This is a genomic window from Pseudomonas sp. HPB0071 (genome assembly GCF_000478505.2).
GTDB lineage: Bacteria > Pseudomonadota > Gammaproteobacteria > Pseudomonadales > Pseudomonadaceae > Chryseomonas > Chryseomonas luteola.
In genome coordinates this window covers 1,150,316-1,165,867 of sequence record NZ_KI517367.1, presented here as the reverse complement: position 1 = coordinate 1,165,867, position 15,552 = coordinate 1,150,316, and the positions used below count along the sequence as shown (strand labels likewise).

The window sequence follows — 15,552 nt, the reverse complement described above, 5'->3', positions numbered from 1 at the left end:
CGAGAGGACAATTCAGGGTTATCACATGCGTGATGGCGGTTTGTATATGAACCGCCTGACATGTTCACAAAAAACCGAAGCCTGGCGGGAGGCTCCGGTTTTATTCCACAGTACGCGTGGTGCTTAGTTTCGCGCTCTGGGGGCAGGCTGCTGCTGGGTAATGCAGTGGATATTGCCACCGCCCAGCAAAATCTCGCGGCCTGGGACCTGGACGATCTCGCGCTCGGGGAAGCAGCGCTGAAGAACGTCCAGCGCTTCGGCATCCTCCGGGACATCGAACGTTGGTGCGATGATGGCACCGTTGACGATCAGGAAGTTGACGTACGAGGCCGCCAGACGCTCGCCTGACTTGCGTGGCTGACTGCCCACCGAGGCATCTACGGTTTCGTATTCTTCATCCGACGCGTACAGCGGGCCGGGCGTTGGAATTTTGTGGACGGTGAACTTGCGGCCTTTGGCATCCGTGTTGGTTTCCAATACCTCAAGCGCCGCGCGACACCGCGCATAGTTCGGGTCGTTTTCGTCGTCGCACCAGCTCAACAGCACTTCGGCAGGACGCACGTAGCAGCAGAAGTTATCCACATGACCGTCGGTTTCGTCGTTATACAAACCGTCCGGCAGCCAGATAACCTTATCCACAGCCAGATAATCACTCAGGATCGCCTCGATCTCACGCTGGGACAGATGCGGATTGCGGTTGCGGTTGAGCAGGCACTCGCCGGTGGTGATGAGCGTGCCTTCGCCATCGACGTGGATAGAGCCGCCTTCCAGTACGAAATCCTCAGTGCGGTAGCGGGGGCAGCTTTCCATCATCAGGATTTTACTGGCGACCTGATCATCCCGCTTCCAGGGGAAATACAGCCCGCCAACCAGCCCGCCCCAGGCGTTGAAGGTCCAGTCCACACCGCGCACTTCCCCCTGATCGTTGATGACGAAAGTCGGGCCGGTATCACGCGCCCAGGCATCATCGTTGCTGATCTCGACGACACGAATGGCCGGGTGGTTGAGTCGTGCACAGGCATTGTCGAACTGAGCAGCAGAAACACCAACGGTGACCGGCTCGAAGCGTGCAATGGCTCGTGCGACTTCGGTAAAGGCCAGTTGGGCTGGCTTGGCACCCAGGCGCCAGTTATCGGTACGCTCGGGCCAGATCATCCAGACCTGCTTTTGGGGCTCCCACTCCGCGGGCATACGGAAGCCTTCAGCACGGGGTGTCGAGGCGAGCAGACTCATGATTGTGATTCTCCATCGAAGGGGTAGGTCGTACAGGTTCAGGCAACGGTCGCGAATGAGCGGGATATCCCGTTAACGGTAGCAGATTCGAGTGCCATTACTGGCTGGCCGTTATGCCGACAGGCAAAGGCGTGCTTTATAACGGATAAATATCCGACTTAAAAATGAATTTAAGCAATACCATTACGGCATGCGATAACTGGACGGATAACTATCGGCTTATTGGGCAACTGTTAAGTCGTTTGGCAGGGGCGTGTTTCGCTTGGGCAGATAGGGAGGAAGGTAAAGGCTGAGGTAGGCATCGAAAACCCGGTGGCCTTCTGCAGCCCAGCGAGGCGTAATACCGCCGTGCTGTTGTACGGATCTTGCGTAGATGCGATCACCCAACTCCATGGCAAGAGTAAAGACGTCGATATCGTCTGGCAGAGGCGGCAGATGAAAATGGGTTGCGAACAGGGCCTGAAGCTGCTCGCCCAGCCGGGTGTCATGCTGTCGGTCGGCCTGGACTACTTCGGTCAGGCCGTGATTGGCCAGGATCAATTGCCTGGCCGCGGCATCCTGTTCATATACTTCCAGCATGCGTGCTTCGACGATCCGCGACAGATCACGCCAGTCGTTAAGGCTGTCATGGTCGACGGAAGCCTGAAGACAGGCGCGAAACGCTGCATGAGCCTCTTGGGTAAGAGCCTCGAGCAGTGCGGTAACGCTGGGAAAGAAGTGATAGACCGAGGAAGGCGGAAGGTCTGCCCTTTCGGCGATGCCATAGATACTCAGGCGTGCAGGCCCTTGATCTATCAGCATGTGCCGAGCCGCTGTCAGAATCTGCTCGATTCGCTGGCGGCTGCTGCTGCGCGCCTTGCGTGGGCTGGGGGTTCGGGCCATGACTCTACCGGTATCCTGGGTCGCAAAGGTGATGAGGTTCTGACAATGCCTGTACGGACACGCCGTATTACCGCGCCTTGCCAGAACCTGATACGGCCCATCCAGGGGGTAGCCTGCCTGTTGATTCCCTCTAAGACTTAGTGGGCCTGCTTGAATGTCTGCCAGAGACCTTCGAATGTCTGACGAGTCTCGGCAGGTGGCGGAACCAGAGCAAACAGGCGACGGCGCAACGCCCCGTTGGGGTAAAGTGCATTTTCCTTCTGAAGTTCAGGCGAAAGCAACTTCATCGAGTCAGGGTTGGCATTTGGATAAGACGTCTCTTCGGTAATGCGGGCCAGGGAACGAGCACTCATCACATAGTTGATGAAGCGATGCGCCAGTTCCGCATTGCGCGACTTGCTGGGGATAGCCAGCGTATCCACAAAGACATACGTGCCTTCTTGCGGTACGACATAGCTGACCGGCTGGCCTGCCTTACGTGCATTAATGGCATCGCCTACGCTGTACACCATGGCGACACACAGTTGGCCATTCCTGAAACCATCGATGGCGGCATCGTTGTCTATGGAGCGAATGTAGGGACGAATGCTCATCAGGTCCTTGGCAATTTTTTCCATCTGCGCGGGAGAGCTGCGCTCGGGAATGTTGCCCTGATAGTTCATCATGATTGATGAGACATAGATGGGGTCGTCGAGCAGATTGACGCCGCACTTGGAAAGGCGCTTGATCTGCTCGGGATCGAACAGCACGCTCCAGCTCTCCGGCAGCGGACCGCCAAAGGCTTCCTGCGCCTTGGGAACGTTGATTGCCAGACCTACTGCGCCCCATAGGTAGGGGACTGCATAATGGTTGCCCGGATCCACGGAATTCAGAATGCCCGAAATATAGGGATCGAGCTTGCTGGTATTGGGCAGCTGTTGGGTGTTGAGTTTTTGCAGCTTGTTTTCCCGGATGAGTTGCTTGAGCTCGTCATGGGAAGGCGCATACACATCGATCGGCGTGTCGCCATCCAAGAGGGCATTCGCCTCCTCAGAAGTGCTGAAGGTGTGATAGTCGACACGGATGCCGGTGTCCTTCTGGAAATCACTGATGACCTGAGGGTCAATGTAATCCTCCCAGTTATAGACGTGCACAACCTCTTCGGCCTGTGCGAGCAGGGGCAGAATGGCCAGTGCCATGAGCAGCTTTCGCATGGAAACTCCTTGTGTTCCATCATGGGACCTTCCGTGGAACTAAGGCCAGGACGGTACGAAAAGCTGCAAAGTGTGACGTCGTTCTCGTAAACAGACAACGGCCGCCCGGCGAGGACGAACGGACGTTGTCTACAACCGACGTGCTAGACGGTGTGCAGGTACCAGTTGTATTCGAGATCCGAGATGGAGTGCTCGAATTCTTCCAGTTCATGCTCCTTACAAGCCACGAAGATATCGATGTACTTCGAATCGATGTATCGCGCCATGATTTCGCTGTCATCCAGTTGCCGCAAGGCATCACGCAGGTTGTTCGGCAGACTTTGCTCGTGCTGCTCGTAGGAGTTGCCTTCAGTTACTGGCGGAGGCTCGACCTTATTGATCAGGCCATGATGGATACCCGCAAGCACGCCTGCCAGGAGCAGATAGGGGTTTGCGTCAGCACCCGCTACACGGTGCTCGATGCGTACGGCATCAGGTGTGCCGGTGGGAATACGCAGTGCCGTAGTGCGGTTATCCAGCCCCCAGCTCGGTGCATTGGGTACGTAGAACTGCGAGCCGAAGCGACGATAGGAATTCACGTTGGGGCATAGAAAGGCCATCGAGGCGGGCAGGGTCTCGAGCACACCGCCGACGGCATGACGTAACGCGGCGTTCTGCTCGGGATCCTCGCTCGTAAAAATATTGTTGCCATTCTTGTCCAGCAGCGAAATGTGCACATGCAGACCATTACCTGCCTGTCCCGGATAGGGCTTGGCCATGAAGGTGGTGTCCATTTCATGGTCGTAGGCGATGTTCTTGATCAGCCGCTTGAGCAGCACTGCGTAATCACATGCCTTGATCGGGTCGGCCACGTGATTGAGGTTGACCTCGAACTGCGCGGGAGCCGACTCGGCCACGACGGCATCGGCAGGGATATTTTGGGCGCGGGCACCGTCGATGATGTCCTGCAGGCAATCGGCGTACTCGTCGAGATCATCGATGGAGTAAACCTGAACGGACTGCGGGCGCTTGCCGGAAATAGGCGAGCGGGGCGGCTGGGGCCGGCCGTTGATGTTTTCCTGATCGATCAGATAGAACTCAAGCTCGAAGGCCGCGACGACCGTCAGTTCCATCTCGGTAAAGCGTTCAACGACCTGACGCAGCACTTCGCGAGGATCGGCGAAGAATGGCGCGCCTTCCATTTCGTGCATGGTCATCAGGAGTTGTGCGGTGGGGCGTTTCTGCCAGGGCTCCATGGAGAGCGTACCGGCGATGGGGTAGCAGACGCGGTCGGCGTCACCGATATCAAGGCCGAGGCCTGTGCTTTCTACGGTGGAGCCGGTGATATCGAGGGCGAAGAGTGAGGCGGGTAGATTGATTCCTCTTTCGAAGACTTTGGGCAGACTGTTTCGGTCGATGCGTTTACCACGCACCACGCCGTTCATGTCCGAGATCAGAAGGTCGACGAACTGCACTTCAGGATGTGCCTGGAGGAAGTCGGTCGCTTCATTCAAGTGAACGGCACGCGGGGGTACCGACATGATGCAACACCTATAGTTGTTAAAAATATCAATCAGCGGGGACTTCACCTAGGAGTCAATCCGAAAGGGGACCTAAAGTCAACTTTGCTCGTTATTGGTGCTCGAAGGCCTCATCAAGGCCTTTCATTGGGGCACAGGGCTTCGCTTGAGACCCCGTAACACGCCGGCTGAAAGAGAATGTGCGAACCGCATGAGCGGTCTTGAAAGAACGGTTGTGGAAAAAAATGAACAAGACTACTCTCCAATTCATCCAACCATGGCAAACGTAACGGGTGTCCCATGTCGTGCCTGCCGTTGATCGGCGTGACCGCCTGCACCAAGCAGATCGGTTTGCATACCTTCCACATCGCCGGCGACAAGTATCTGCGTGCCGTCGTGACCGGAGCGGGTGGTCTGCCACTCGTCATTCCCGCGCTGGCTGACCTGCTTGACCAGCCCACCTTGCTTGCACGTCTCGATGGATTGATGTTTACCGGCTCGCCTTCCAACGTGGAGCCGCATCACTACCAAGGGCCTCCCAGTGCGCCGGGCACCGCCCATGATCCTGATCGCGACCGTACTACTCTGCCGCTGATTCGGGCGGCCGTGGATGCAGGTGTTCCTGTGCTCGGTATCTGCCGCGGATTTCAGGAGATGAACGTGGCAATGGGCGGCAGCCTGTATCAGAAGGTGCATGAGGCCGGCCCGTTTGCCGACCACCGCGAGCGACCGGATGATCCGCTTGACGTGCAGTATGCGCCCAGTCATGCCGTTCATGTTCAGCCGGGCGGTGTATTCGAGCGCCTGGGGTTGCCCGAGCAGTTCCAGGTCAATTCCCTGCATGGGCAGGGCGTCGAGCGTCTCGCACCAGGTCTTCGGGCCGAGGCTCTGGCGCCGGATGGCTTGGTGGAAGCGTTTTCCGTAGAGGGCGCCTCTGTCTTTGCCGTTGGGGTGCAGTGGCACCCTGAATGGCAGGTACGCTCCAATTCGAATTATCTGGCGATTTTCAACGCCTTTGGCGATGCCTGCCGACAGCGGGCCGGGCAGCGCTGACGGCGGTCCTTGACCGCCGTATCATCCTGCCTGGACGGTAAGTCCATATGCCTTCCGGGCAGGTTTTTCAAAACCTTGAGGTCTTTATGGCTAACCAGCTTGACCAGCTCACCCAGTGGTTGAAAGAACACAAGATCACCGAAGTCGAATGCCTGATTTCCGATTTGACCGGCATCGCCCGCGGCAAGATCTCGCCCACCTCGAAATTCATCAATGAAAAAGGCATGCGCCTGCCGGAGAGCGTTCTGTTGCAGAGTGTGACGGGAGACTATGTCGAGGATGATATCTATTACGAGCTTCTCGATCCGGCCGATATTGACATGCTTTGCCGGCCTGACGAGAACGCTGTCTTCCTCGTGCCCTGGGCCATCGAGCCCACGGCGCAAGTCATTCACGATACCTACGACAAGCAGGGTCGCCCGATCGAACTGTCTCCACGCAATATCCTGAAGAAGGTGCTCAAGCTGTATGCCGACAAAGGCTGGAAGCCGATCGTCGCGCCCGAGATGGAGTTCTATCTCACCAAGCGTAGCGATGACCCGGATTATCCCCTGCAGCCCCCGGTAGGCCGCTCCGGTCGCCAGGAGACGGGCCGCCAGTCATTCTCGATCGATGCCGCCAACGAGTTCGATCCGCTCTTTGAAGACATGTACGACTGGTGCGAGCTTCAGAAGCTGGATCTGGATACGCTGATTCATGAGGAAGGCACGGCCCAGATGGAAATCAATTTCCGTCATGGCGATGCCCTGCATCTGGCGGACCAGATCATTGTATTCAAGCGAACCATGCGCGAGGCCGCTCTGAAGCACAACGTCACGGCTACCTTCATGGCCAAGCCCATGACCGGTGAGCCCGGCAGCGCGATGCACCTGCACCAGAGCGTCGTGGACCTGAAGACAGGCAAGACGGTGTTCTCGGAAGACGACGGCACGATGAGCGAGCTGTTCCGTCATCACATCGGTGGGTTGCAGAAATACATCCCCGAAGCCTTGCCCCTGTTTGCGCCCAATGTGAACTCGTTTCGTCGCTTCCTGCCGGACACCTCTGCTCCGGTAAACGTGGAGTGGGGCGAAGAGAACCGCACTGTAGGCCTTCGGGTGCCGGATTCCGACCCGCAGAATCGCCGTGTGGAAAACCGTTTGGCCGGTGCGGATGCCAATCCCTATCTGGCGCTGGCCGCCAGCCTTCTGTGTGGGTATCTGGGCATGATCGAAGGCATCGAACCCAGCGCTCCTGTCAAGGGACGAGGCTATGAGCGTCGTAACCTGCGCTTGCCGCTGACACTGGAAGCAGCCCTGGAGCGCATGGAGCAGTCTGTGACCATTGAGCAATACCTGGGCACACGCTTCACGCGGGGCTATGTGGCCGTCAAGCGCGCCGAGCATGAAAACTTCAAACGGGTCATCAGTTCCTGGGAGCGCGAGTTCCTGTTGATGAGCGTATGACCTGATCGCGCCAGCACAGCTGGCGCATTCCAACCCAGGAGGTGTTATGAACGACAGGACCGTCAGCGAGCGTACCGCGCACTGGCAGGCACTCAGCCGGAACCATCACCTGCCGCCCTTTACGGATTACAAGCAGCTCAATGCAAAGGGCTCGCGCATCATCACGCGTGCCGAGGGCATCTATCTTTGGGACAGCGATGACAATCGCATCCTCGATGGGATGGCCGGGCTGTGGTGTGTGAATGTCGGCTATGGCCGTGAAGAGCTGGTTCAGGCTGCTACCCGGCAGATGCGCGAACTGCCTTACTACAACCTGTTCTTCCAGACTGCGCACCCGCCAGCTATCGAGTTGGCCAAGGCGATTGCAGATATCGCACCCGACGGCATGAACCACGTGTTCTTTACCGGCTCGGGCTCGGAGTCCAACGATACTGTCCTGCGCATGGTTCGTCATTACTGGGCGACCAAGGGGCAGCCACAGAAGAAGATTATCATCGGCCGCTGGAATGGTTATCACGGGTCAACCGTAGCCGGCGTGAGCCTGGGCGGCATGAAGGCCTTGCACGAGCAGGGCGATCTGCCCATTCCGGGAATCGAGCACATCGACCAGCCTTACTGGTATGGCGAGGGCGGCGATATGAGTCCGGATGAGTTCGGGATTCAAGTGGCCGATCAGCTGGAGCAAAAGATTCTTGAGCTCGGCGAGGACAAGGTGGCGGCCTTTATTGCCGAGCCGATCCAGGGGGCTGGAGGTGTAATCGTTCCGCCGGATACCTATTGGCCGCGGATTCGCGAAATACTGGCGAAATACGACATTCTGTTCATCTCCGATGAAGTTATCTGTGGGTTCGGGCGTACCGGAGAATGGTTCGGCAGTCAGCACTACGGCATGACGCCAGACCTCATGCCCATCGCCAAGGGGCTGACCTCCGGTTATATCCCCATGGGAGGTGTGATCGTGCGGGACGAGATCGTCGAGGTGCTCAACCAGGGCGGCGAGTTCTACCACGGTTTCACCTACTCGGGGCATCCGGTTGCGGCCGCTGTGGCGTTGGAGAATATCCGTATCCTGCGCGACGAGGGCATTATCGAGCGAGTCAAAAGCGAAACGGCACCTTACTTGCAGAAGTGCTGGCAGACGCTGGCCGATCATCCACTGGTAGGCGAGGCGAGGGGTGTGGGCCTGGTGGCCGCGTTGGAGCTGGTACAGGACAAGCGGACAAGGGCGCGCTTTACGGGACGCGAGGCAGGCATGATCTGTCGGGAACATTGCTTCCGCAATGGCCTGATTATGCGGGCTGTGGGCGATACCATGATCATTTCGCCACCGCTGGTCATCACGCCCGCGCAGATCGATGAGCTGATGGTGCTGGTGCGCAAGTGCCTGGACCTGACGGCTGCTGACCTGCATCGGTAGTGAAGACGAGTCGCGAGCAGAACGAGCGTCCAGGGGTGTTTGTCTGACATAACAGCACCCTTGGATGATGGCAAAAATCAAAAGGAATGGTGGCGCACTCTTGAGCCGCGCGCCGGACCTTGCCAGACTGCGCCGGTGCGTTGGCCAGACGCACCAGGGGAGGATTGAAAAGCCTCCTCCGGAATACTTATACGACCCTGTTTAGGAGCATTTCCGCATGAAAGCTTTTGGCAAGACACTGCTCGCACTCAGTCTGGCTGGCGCCTTCGCCGGTCACGCGATGGCAGACGACAAGGTTCTGCACGTTTACAACTGGAACGACTACATCGCTGAAGACACCATTGCCAAGTTTGAAAAGGAAACGGGCATCAAGGTGGTCTATGACGTGTATGACAGCAACGAGGTACTCGAAGCCAAGTTGCTGGCGGGCAAGTCGGGCTATGATGTGGTTGTCCCCTCCAACTCTTTCCTGGCCAAGCAGATCAAGGCCGGTGTCTACCAGACGCTGGACAGGAACAAGCTGCCCAACTGGAAAAACCTGGATCCCCAGCTGATGAAGACCCTGGAGGTCAGCGATCCGGGTAACCTGTACGCCATTCCTTACCTGTGGGGTACCATCGGTATTGGCTACAACCCTGACAAGGTAAAGGCTGCACTGGGCGACAACGCCCCGGTGGACTCCTGGGACCTGATTTTCAAGCCGGAAAATATTTCCAAGCTCAAGAGCTGTGGTGTCGCACTGCTGGACTCGCCAACCGAGATCATTCCTGCCGGTCTGCATTACCTGGGCTACAAGCCTGACAGCCAGGACACTAAAGAGCTAAAGGCGGCGCAGGACCTGTTCATGCAGATTCGTCCGTCGATCACCTACTTCCACTCATCCAAGTACATCTCTGATTTGGCCAACGGCAACGTCTGCGTGGCGGTCGGCTATTCCGGCGACATTGCCCAGGCCAAGGCCCGTGCCGCTGATGCCAAGAATGGCGTGACGGTGAAGTACAACATTCCCAAGGAAGGTGCCGGTACGTTCTTCGATACCATGGCCATTCCAAAGGACGCTACCAATACCGAGGGCGCCTACAAGTTCATCGACTTCATCATGAAGCCGGAGATCATTGCCGAGATCAGCGACTACGTGCAGTACCCGAACGGCAACAAGGAAGCGACACCGCTGGTCAGCGACGAGATTCGCAACGACCCGGGCATCTACCCGACTCAGGAGACGATGGGCAAGCTGTACGCCTTCCCGGACCTGCCGGCCAAGGTGCAGCGTGCGATGACCCGTGCCTGGACAACGATCAAGTCCGGCAAATAAGTGATGCAGGCCCCTCCGGCAGCTGTTGGAGGGGCTTTCTGGAAGGATAGGGCATGTATACAACGCAGCGATTATCCGACCCACGCTCGAATCTGATTGCAGCTTCGGTGAGCTGTACCGATACGAAAAATCAGTTTATCCGTGACATTTCCACGCTCATCCTGTATCAACGCGGCCCGTTATCAGGCAGGCCGTACGGTAAGCAGGTGAAGGCACTATTGCCACTGGCGGTAGCCGCCGGGAATTCGCATGTCTGCAACCGTGCATGTGCGGGCCATATTAGCCGTTGCCGGATGCGTTCCAGGGTTAGGTAAGAGCCCTATGGTAGGGCCGTCGCGTTAAACCTGTATTCATTCATAGATTCTTCACAAGGAAATCGGCCGCACAGTCAGGTATGGACTGGCCACTAACCAAGAGGACGACCGAGTGTTTCTTTCCCTTCGTAAGACGCTGCTTGCCACTGCCGCTGCGCTGGCCTTTACACCATTGGCCCATGCCGAGAAAGTCGTGCACATCTATAACTGGAGCGATTACATCGGTGAGACCACGCTGGAAGATTTCCAGAAGGAAACCGGAATCAAGCCGGTCTATGACGTGTTCGACTCCAATGAAACCCTCGAGGGCAAGCTTCTGGCCGGCCGGACCGGCTATGACGTGGTAGTGCCGTCCAACCATTTCCTGGGCAAGCAGATCAAGGCTGGCGCGTTCATGAAGCTGGACCGCAGCCAGCTGCCCAACTGGCAGAACCTGGACCCTGCTTTGCTCAAGCAGCTTCAGACCAACGATCCGGGTAACGAGCACAGCGTGCCTTACCTATGGGGAACCAACGGTATCGGTTACAATGTCGACAAGGTCAAGGAGGTGCTTGGCACCGACAAGATCGACTCCTGGGCAGTGCTGTTCGAGCCGGAAAACATCAAGAAGCTGACCAAGTGCGGTGTTTCCTTCATGGACTCGCCGGATGAAGTCATTCCGGCCATGCTGAACTACCTGGGGCTCAACCCCAACAGCACAAATCCTGACGATTACAAGAAAGCCGAGGCGAAGCTCCTGCAGGTTCGCCCGTACGTGACTTATTTCCACTCCTCGAAATACATCTCCGATCTGGCCAACGGCAATATCTGTGTGGCCTTTGGCTATTCGGGTGATGTTTTCCAGGCAGCGTCACGTGCCGAGGAGGCGGGAAAGGGCGTCAAGATCGCTTATGCCATTCCCAAGGAGGGAGCGAACCTGTGGTTTGATCTATTGGCCATCCCCAAGGATGCGTCCAATGCGAAAGAGGCACATGCGTTCATCAACTACCTGTTGCGGCCTGAGGTGATTGCCAAGGTAAGCGACTCCGTTGGTTACGCTAACCCCAACCCCAAGTCAGGCGAGTTGATGGACCAGAAGGTGCGCCAGGATGAAACGGTCTATCCACCCCAAGAGGTGATGGACAAGCTGTATGTGATGGCGGAACTGCCTCCGCAGATATTGCGGATCAGTACACGCAGTTGGACCCGGATCAAATCCGGTAAATAGCGTTCCATATTCGATAGCCTGACCGTTGAGTCAGGCTGAATGCCTGGCTGACAGCAAGGCGAAAAGAGGCACGGTCGGCGCTAGGGCAAGAAGGGCGGAGGGGTTTTCCGCACCGACTCTAGAACCTCATGCCGTAGCTGTCAGGCAGGATTTCAAGACCCCTGGGGAGTAAATAATGGCGATAGCCTCCGGTGCCTTTAAAAAAGCCGTGACCGGTGTTCAGCAGACCAAAGAAGTGCTGGTGAAGATCGATCGGGTAACCAAGAAATTCGATGAAACGGTGGCAGTTGATGATGTTTCACTGACCATCAACAAAGGCGAGATCTTTGCGCTGCTTGGTGGCTCCGGTTCTGGTAAATCCACGCTGCTGCGCATGCTGGCGGGGTTTGAGCAACCCACCGAGGGAAGGATCTTCCTGGACGGGCAGGACATCACTAATATTCCGCCGTATGACCGGCCGATCAACATGATGTTCCAGTCCTATGCCTTGTTCCCGCACATGACGGTCGAGCAGAACATTGCGTTCGGCTTGAAGCAGGACAGGCTGCCCAGAGAAGAGATCAACCAGCGCGTGGCCGAAATGCTCAAGCTGGTGCACATGACACAGTATGCCAAGCGTAAACCGCATCAGCTCTCTGGTGGGCAGCGTCAGCGGGTGGCCCTGGCGCGCTCACTGGCCAAGCGGCCCAAGCTTCTGTTGCTCGACGAGCCGATGGGGGCGCTCGACAAGAAGCTGCGTTCGCAGATGCAGCTGGAACTGGTGGAGATCATCGAGCGTGTGGGCGTGACCTGTGTGATGGTGACGCACGACCAGGAAGAAGCCATGACCATGGCTCAGCGCATCGCGATCATGCACCTGGGCTGGATCGCTCAGGTAGGCAGCCCGATGGACATCTATGAAACGCCAGCCAGCCGCCTGGTCTGTGAGTTCATCGGCAACGTGAACCTGTTCGACGGTGAACTGATCGAGGACGATGCGGATCACGCCATCATTGCCTCGCCGCAGCTCGAGCGGTACATCTACGTGGGCCACGGGATTAGCACCCGCGCTGAAGACAAGCGCGTGACCTATGCGATTCGCCCGGAAAAGCTCTTGATGGCCAGCCGCCTACCGGAAGACCATGAACACCCCAACTACAACTGGCTAAGCGGGACCGTGCATGACATCGCCTATCTGGGCGGGCATTCGGTGTATTACATCAAGCTGGAGTCCGGGCAACTGGTCCAGTGCTTCATCGCCAACGCCGTGCGCCTGGGCAAACGCCCGACGTGGGACGATCCGGTAGTGGTGTACTGGGAAGATGACAGCGGCGTGGTACTGCAATCATGAGTCTGAAGAAACTGTTCGACGGCCGCCGCCTGGTTATTGGCGTCCCGTTCGTGTGGCTGTTCCTGTTCTTCCTGCTGCCGTTCGCCATTGTGCTGAAGATCAGTTTCGCCATTGCGGACGTCGCGATTCCACCCTATACCGAACTGCTGACCTATGCCGACCAGCAGCTGGATATTGCCCTGAATTTCGGGAATTACCTGATGTTCACGGACGATCCGCTATACCTGGACGCGTACCTTGGTTCGCTCAAGATCGCTGGCATCAGTACGCTGATCTGTCTTCTGATCGGATATCCGATGGCTTATGCCATCGCTCGGGCGCGCAAGGATGTGCAGACGGTATTGCTTCTCCTGATCATGATGCCGACCTGGACGGCCATTCTGATCCGGGTCTATGCCTGGATGGGGCTTCTGTCCACCAACGGCCTGATCAACGAATTCCTGATGTTTATCGGTGTGATTCACGAGCCGCTGCGTCTGCTCAACACCAACTTTGCGGTATATCTGGGGATTGTGTATTCCTACCTGCCGTTCATGATCCTGCCGCTGTTCGCCAATCTGGTGAAGCACGATCTGACACTGCTGGAGGCGGCATCCGACCTGGGAGCGAGTCGTTTTACCAGCTTCTGGCGTATCACGGTGCCGTTGTCCAAGAACGGCATTATCGCGGGCTGCATGCTGGTCTTCATTCCCGCAGTAGGCGAGTTCGTGATTCCGGAACTGCTGGGCGGGCCGGAAACGCTCATGATTGGCCGTGTGTTGTGGCAGGAATTCTTCAATAACCGCGACTGGCCGGTGGCTTCGGCTTTGGCGGTGGTCATGCTGATCATCCTCATCGTGCCTATTGTCCTGTTCAACAGGAACCAGGCGAAGGAACTGGAGGGCAAGCTATGAGAAGCCTGAAGTTCACAAACCTGATGTTGGTGTTGGGCCTGTTGTTCATCTACCTGCCGATGGTCATCCTGGTGATCTATTCGTTCAACGCCTCGCGTCTGGTGACTGTCTGGGGCGGCTGGTCGGTGCACTGGTATGCAGGGCTTCTGGACAACAACCAGCTCATGGGCGCCGTAGGGCGCTCCCTGGAAATCGCGTTCTACACGGCGATTTCCTCGGTCATCCTGGGAACGCTGGCGGCGTTCGTGCTGACGCGTATTCCTCGCTTTCGCGGGCGTACGGTGTTTGGCGGTCTGGTCACTGCACCGCTGGTCATGCCTGAGGTGATTACCGGTCTGTCGCTGCTGCTCCTGTTCGTTTCCATGGCACAGTTCATCGGCTGGCCGCAGGATCGGGGTGTCGTCACGATCTGGATCGCCCATACCAGCTTTTGCGCGTCTTACGTAGCGGTAGTCGTGTCGGCGCGTCTGCGCGAGTTGGACCTGTCTATCGAGGAAGCTGCCATGGACCTGGGTGCGCGTCCCTGGAAGGTGTTCATGCTGATCACCATCCCGATGATTGCGCCTTCTCTGGCAGCGGGTGGAATGATGTCCTTTGCGCTATCGCTGGATGATCTGGTGCTTGCAAGCTTCGTGTCCGGCCCTGGCTCAACCACCTTGCCAATGGAGGTGTTCTCCGCTGTGCGCCTGGGTGTGAAGCCGGAGATCAATGCCATTGCCAGCCTGATTCTGCTGGCGGTCTCGCTGTTTACCTTCCTCGCGTGGTATTTCACGCGTCGGGCTGAGAAGAAGCGGCTGCAGGGGTTGAAGGAGGCCATGGAGTCGACGGTGACGGAAACTGCCAATGAGCGGGACGTTGAGCGTTTCACCGCGCCGCCTACCAATAGCTGATACAAGAAAGCCACCGAAAGGTGGCTTTTTTTATGCCTGGGGTGGATCAGCCTGTTGCCAGAATGAATCGGTGTATGGCCTCGGCCAGACCGTTCCTGTCGGTTTCGGCGGTGATCTGCATGGCATGAGCCTTGACGTCTTCCTCGGCTTGTCCCATGGCAATGGAGAGCCCGGCTTTCTTGAACATTGAAATATCGTTTTCACCGTCTCCAATGGCGACGGTACGCGTGAGCGGAATGCTCAGATGCTCCGCCAGTGCCACTAGCGCATGGCCTTTGCTGGCCTGGGCGGCTGTAATATCCAGATAGTAGGGTTGGGAGCGTACGGTGTGGGCGTATTGCCCCAGCTTCTGATCCAGCTCGGGTTGCAGGCTGGCGAGGCGATCATGGTTCTTACTGACAGCTACCAGCTTGTCGACCCGGTCAAGGTAGTCGTCAAAGCGGTCGACGATCAGCGGATCATAGCCCAGGGCTCTTTTCTCATGGCCGATGTAGTGGTTGTCTGGATTGGCAATGATCCATTCATTATCGGCGAATAGCCAGATATCCAGGTCTTCGTCCTCAAGCTGCTCAAACACGCTGTCCACGGCATTCCGGAGTATACGGTGTGCCTGCAAGAGCGTGCCATCCGGCTTGAGCAGGGTGCCGCCGTTGAAGGCGCCGACGGGGAGGGTAAGATCAAGCGCTTCGATCAGCCAATGCATGGCCCGTGGCGGGCGACTGCTGACCAGCGTAAAGTCGATTCCAGCCTCACGCAGGCGCTGTACGGCCTCGATCGTGGCTTGGTTTAATTGCTTGTCGGTACGCAAAAGGGTGCCATCGACATCCGACAGCATAAGTTGATACGGGTGGTTCGTCATTATCGTTCCTGTCGAGCCATAG

General features: G+C 57.3%; 13 protein-coding genes. 8 read left to right on the top strand and 5 right to left on the bottom strand.

Features of this window, described 5'->3' with window-relative positions; translation table 11 throughout:
* Positions 1-123: 123 nt before the first annotated feature.
* The 4 genes from aguA to HMPREF1487_RS05755 form a co-directional block, all read right to left on the bottom strand.
* Positions 124-1,233, bottom strand: a complete 1,110-nt coding sequence (aguA, locus tag HMPREF1487_RS05770; protein WP_010795668.1) for an agmatine deiminase — start codon at positions 1,231-1,233, stop codon at positions 124-126.
* A 219-nt stretch (positions 1,234-1,452) separates the two neighbouring features.
* A complete protein-coding gene (locus HMPREF1487_RS05765; RefSeq protein ID WP_010795667.1) occupies positions 1,453-2,115 on the bottom strand; it encodes a TetR/AcrR family transcriptional regulator in 663 nt (220 codons plus the stop codon).
* A gap of 137 nt (positions 2,116-2,252) precedes the next feature.
* Positions 2,253-3,308 carry an extracellular solute-binding protein gene (locus HMPREF1487_RS05760; protein ID WP_010795666.1) on the bottom strand — a complete coding sequence of 352 codons (1,056 nt, stop codon included), beginning with the start codon at positions 3,306-3,308 and terminating at the stop codon, positions 2,253-2,255.
* Positions 3,309-3,451: 143 nt separating this feature from the next.
* Positions 3,452-4,828: a glutamine synthetase family protein gene (locus HMPREF1487_RS05755; RefSeq protein ID WP_010795665.1), complete on the bottom strand. Its 1,377-nt coding sequence runs from the start codon at positions 4,826-4,828 to the stop codon at positions 3,452-3,454.
* A 279-nt stretch (positions 4,829-5,107) separates the two neighbouring features.
* On the opposite strand from HMPREF1487_RS05755, the gene HMPREF1487_RS05750 reads away from it, so the two are divergent.
* From HMPREF1487_RS05750 to HMPREF1487_RS05715, 8 genes are all read left to right on the top strand, one after another.
* Positions 5,108-5,860 carry a gamma-glutamyl-gamma-aminobutyrate hydrolase family protein gene (locus HMPREF1487_RS05750; protein ID WP_010795664.1) on the top strand — a complete coding sequence of 251 codons (753 nt, stop codon included), beginning with the start codon at positions 5,108-5,110 and terminating at the stop codon, positions 5,858-5,860.
* Positions 5,861-5,946: 86 nt separating this feature from the next.
* Positions 5,947-7,305 (top strand): glutamine synthetase family protein, encoded by a 1,359-nt coding sequence (locus tag HMPREF1487_RS05745; protein ID WP_010795663.1) that lies wholly within the window; start codon positions 5,947-5,949, stop codon positions 7,303-7,305.
* A gap of 46 nt (positions 7,306-7,351) precedes the next feature.
* Positions 7,352-8,722, top strand: a complete 1,371-nt coding sequence (locus HMPREF1487_RS05740) for an aspartate aminotransferase family protein (protein WP_010795662.1) — start codon at positions 7,352-7,354, stop codon at positions 8,720-8,722.
* A gap of 217 nt (positions 8,723-8,939) precedes the next feature.
* On the top strand, positions 8,940-10,037 hold the full coding sequence (locus HMPREF1487_RS05735; RefSeq protein WP_010795661.1) for a polyamine ABC transporter substrate-binding protein: 1,098 nt from the start codon (positions 8,940-8,942) through the stop codon (positions 10,035-10,037).
* Between the two features lie 450 nt (positions 10,038-10,487).
* Positions 10,488-11,558: a polyamine ABC transporter substrate-binding protein gene (locus tag HMPREF1487_RS05730; RefSeq protein ID WP_051370210.1), complete on the top strand. Its 1,071-nt coding sequence runs from the start codon at positions 10,488-10,490 to the stop codon at positions 11,556-11,558.
* A 175-nt stretch (positions 11,559-11,733) separates the two neighbouring features.
* A complete protein-coding gene (gene potA, locus HMPREF1487_RS05725; RefSeq protein WP_010795658.1) occupies positions 11,734-12,888 on the top strand; it encodes a polyamine ABC transporter ATP-binding protein in 1,155 nt (384 codons plus the stop codon).
* Positions 12,885-13,781, top strand: coding sequence for an ABC transporter permease subunit (locus tag HMPREF1487_RS05720; RefSeq protein WP_010795657.1), 897 nt, complete (start codon positions 12,885-12,887; stop codon positions 13,779-13,781). Before potA ends, HMPREF1487_RS05720 begins: the two co-directional genes overlap by 4 nt.
* Entirely contained in the window at positions 13,778-14,671 is an 894-nt protein-coding gene (locus HMPREF1487_RS05715; protein WP_010795656.1) for an ABC transporter permease subunit, read from the top strand. The genes HMPREF1487_RS05720 and HMPREF1487_RS05715 overlap by 4 nt, the downstream gene beginning before the upstream one ends.
* Positions 14,672-14,717: 46 nt before the next feature.
* Here the strand turns inward: HMPREF1487_RS05715 and HMPREF1487_RS05710 are convergent, their stop codons facing one another.
* Positions 14,718-15,530 carry a Cof-type HAD-IIB family hydrolase gene (locus tag HMPREF1487_RS05710; protein ID WP_010795655.1) on the bottom strand — a complete coding sequence of 271 codons (813 nt, stop codon included), beginning with the start codon at positions 15,528-15,530 and terminating at the stop codon, positions 14,718-14,720.
* Positions 15,531-15,552: the final 22 nt, after the last annotated feature.

What these genes read in the sequence shown, in the direction of transcription:
- aguA (WP_010795668.1), bottom strand. Translation starts at nt 1,233, where the DNA reads ATGAGTCTGCTCGCCTCGACACCCCGTGCTGAAGGCTTCCGTATGCCC.
- HMPREF1487_RS05765 (WP_010795667.1), bottom strand. Translation starts at nt 2,115, where the DNA reads ATGGCCCGAACCCCCAGCCCACGCAAGGCGCGCAGCAGCAGCCGCCAG.
- HMPREF1487_RS05760 (WP_010795666.1), bottom strand. Translation starts at nt 3,308, where the DNA reads ATGCGAAAGCTGCTCATGGCACTGGCCATTCTGCCCCTGCTCGCACAG.
- HMPREF1487_RS05755 (WP_010795665.1), bottom strand. Translation starts at nt 4,828, where the DNA reads ATGTCGGTACCCCCGCGTGCCGTTCACTTGAATGAAGCGACCGACTTC.
- HMPREF1487_RS05750 (WP_010795664.1), top strand. Translation starts at nt 5,108, where the DNA reads ATGTCGTGCCTGCCGTTGATCGGCGTGACCGCCTGCACCAAGCAGATC.
- HMPREF1487_RS05745 (WP_010795663.1), top strand. Translation starts at nt 5,947, where the DNA reads ATGGCTAACCAGCTTGACCAGCTCACCCAGTGGTTGAAAGAACACAAG.
- HMPREF1487_RS05740 (WP_010795662.1), top strand. Translation starts at nt 7,352, where the DNA reads ATGAACGACAGGACCGTCAGCGAGCGTACCGCGCACTGGCAGGCACTC.
- HMPREF1487_RS05735 (WP_010795661.1), top strand. Translation starts at nt 8,940, where the DNA reads ATGAAAGCTTTTGGCAAGACACTGCTCGCACTCAGTCTGGCTGGCGCC.
- potA (WP_010795658.1), top strand. Translation starts at nt 11,734, where the DNA reads ATGGCGATAGCCTCCGGTGCCTTTAAAAAAGCCGTGACCGGTGTTCAG.
- HMPREF1487_RS05720 (WP_010795657.1), top strand. Translation starts at nt 12,885, where the DNA reads ATGAGTCTGAAGAAACTGTTCGACGGCCGCCGCCTGGTTATTGGCGTC.
- HMPREF1487_RS05715 (WP_010795656.1), top strand. Translation starts at nt 13,778, where the DNA reads ATGAGAAGCCTGAAGTTCACAAACCTGATGTTGGTGTTGGGCCTGTTG.
- HMPREF1487_RS05710 (WP_010795655.1), bottom strand. Translation starts at nt 15,530, where the DNA reads ATGACGAACCACCCGTATCAACTTATGCTGTCGGATGTCGATGGCACC.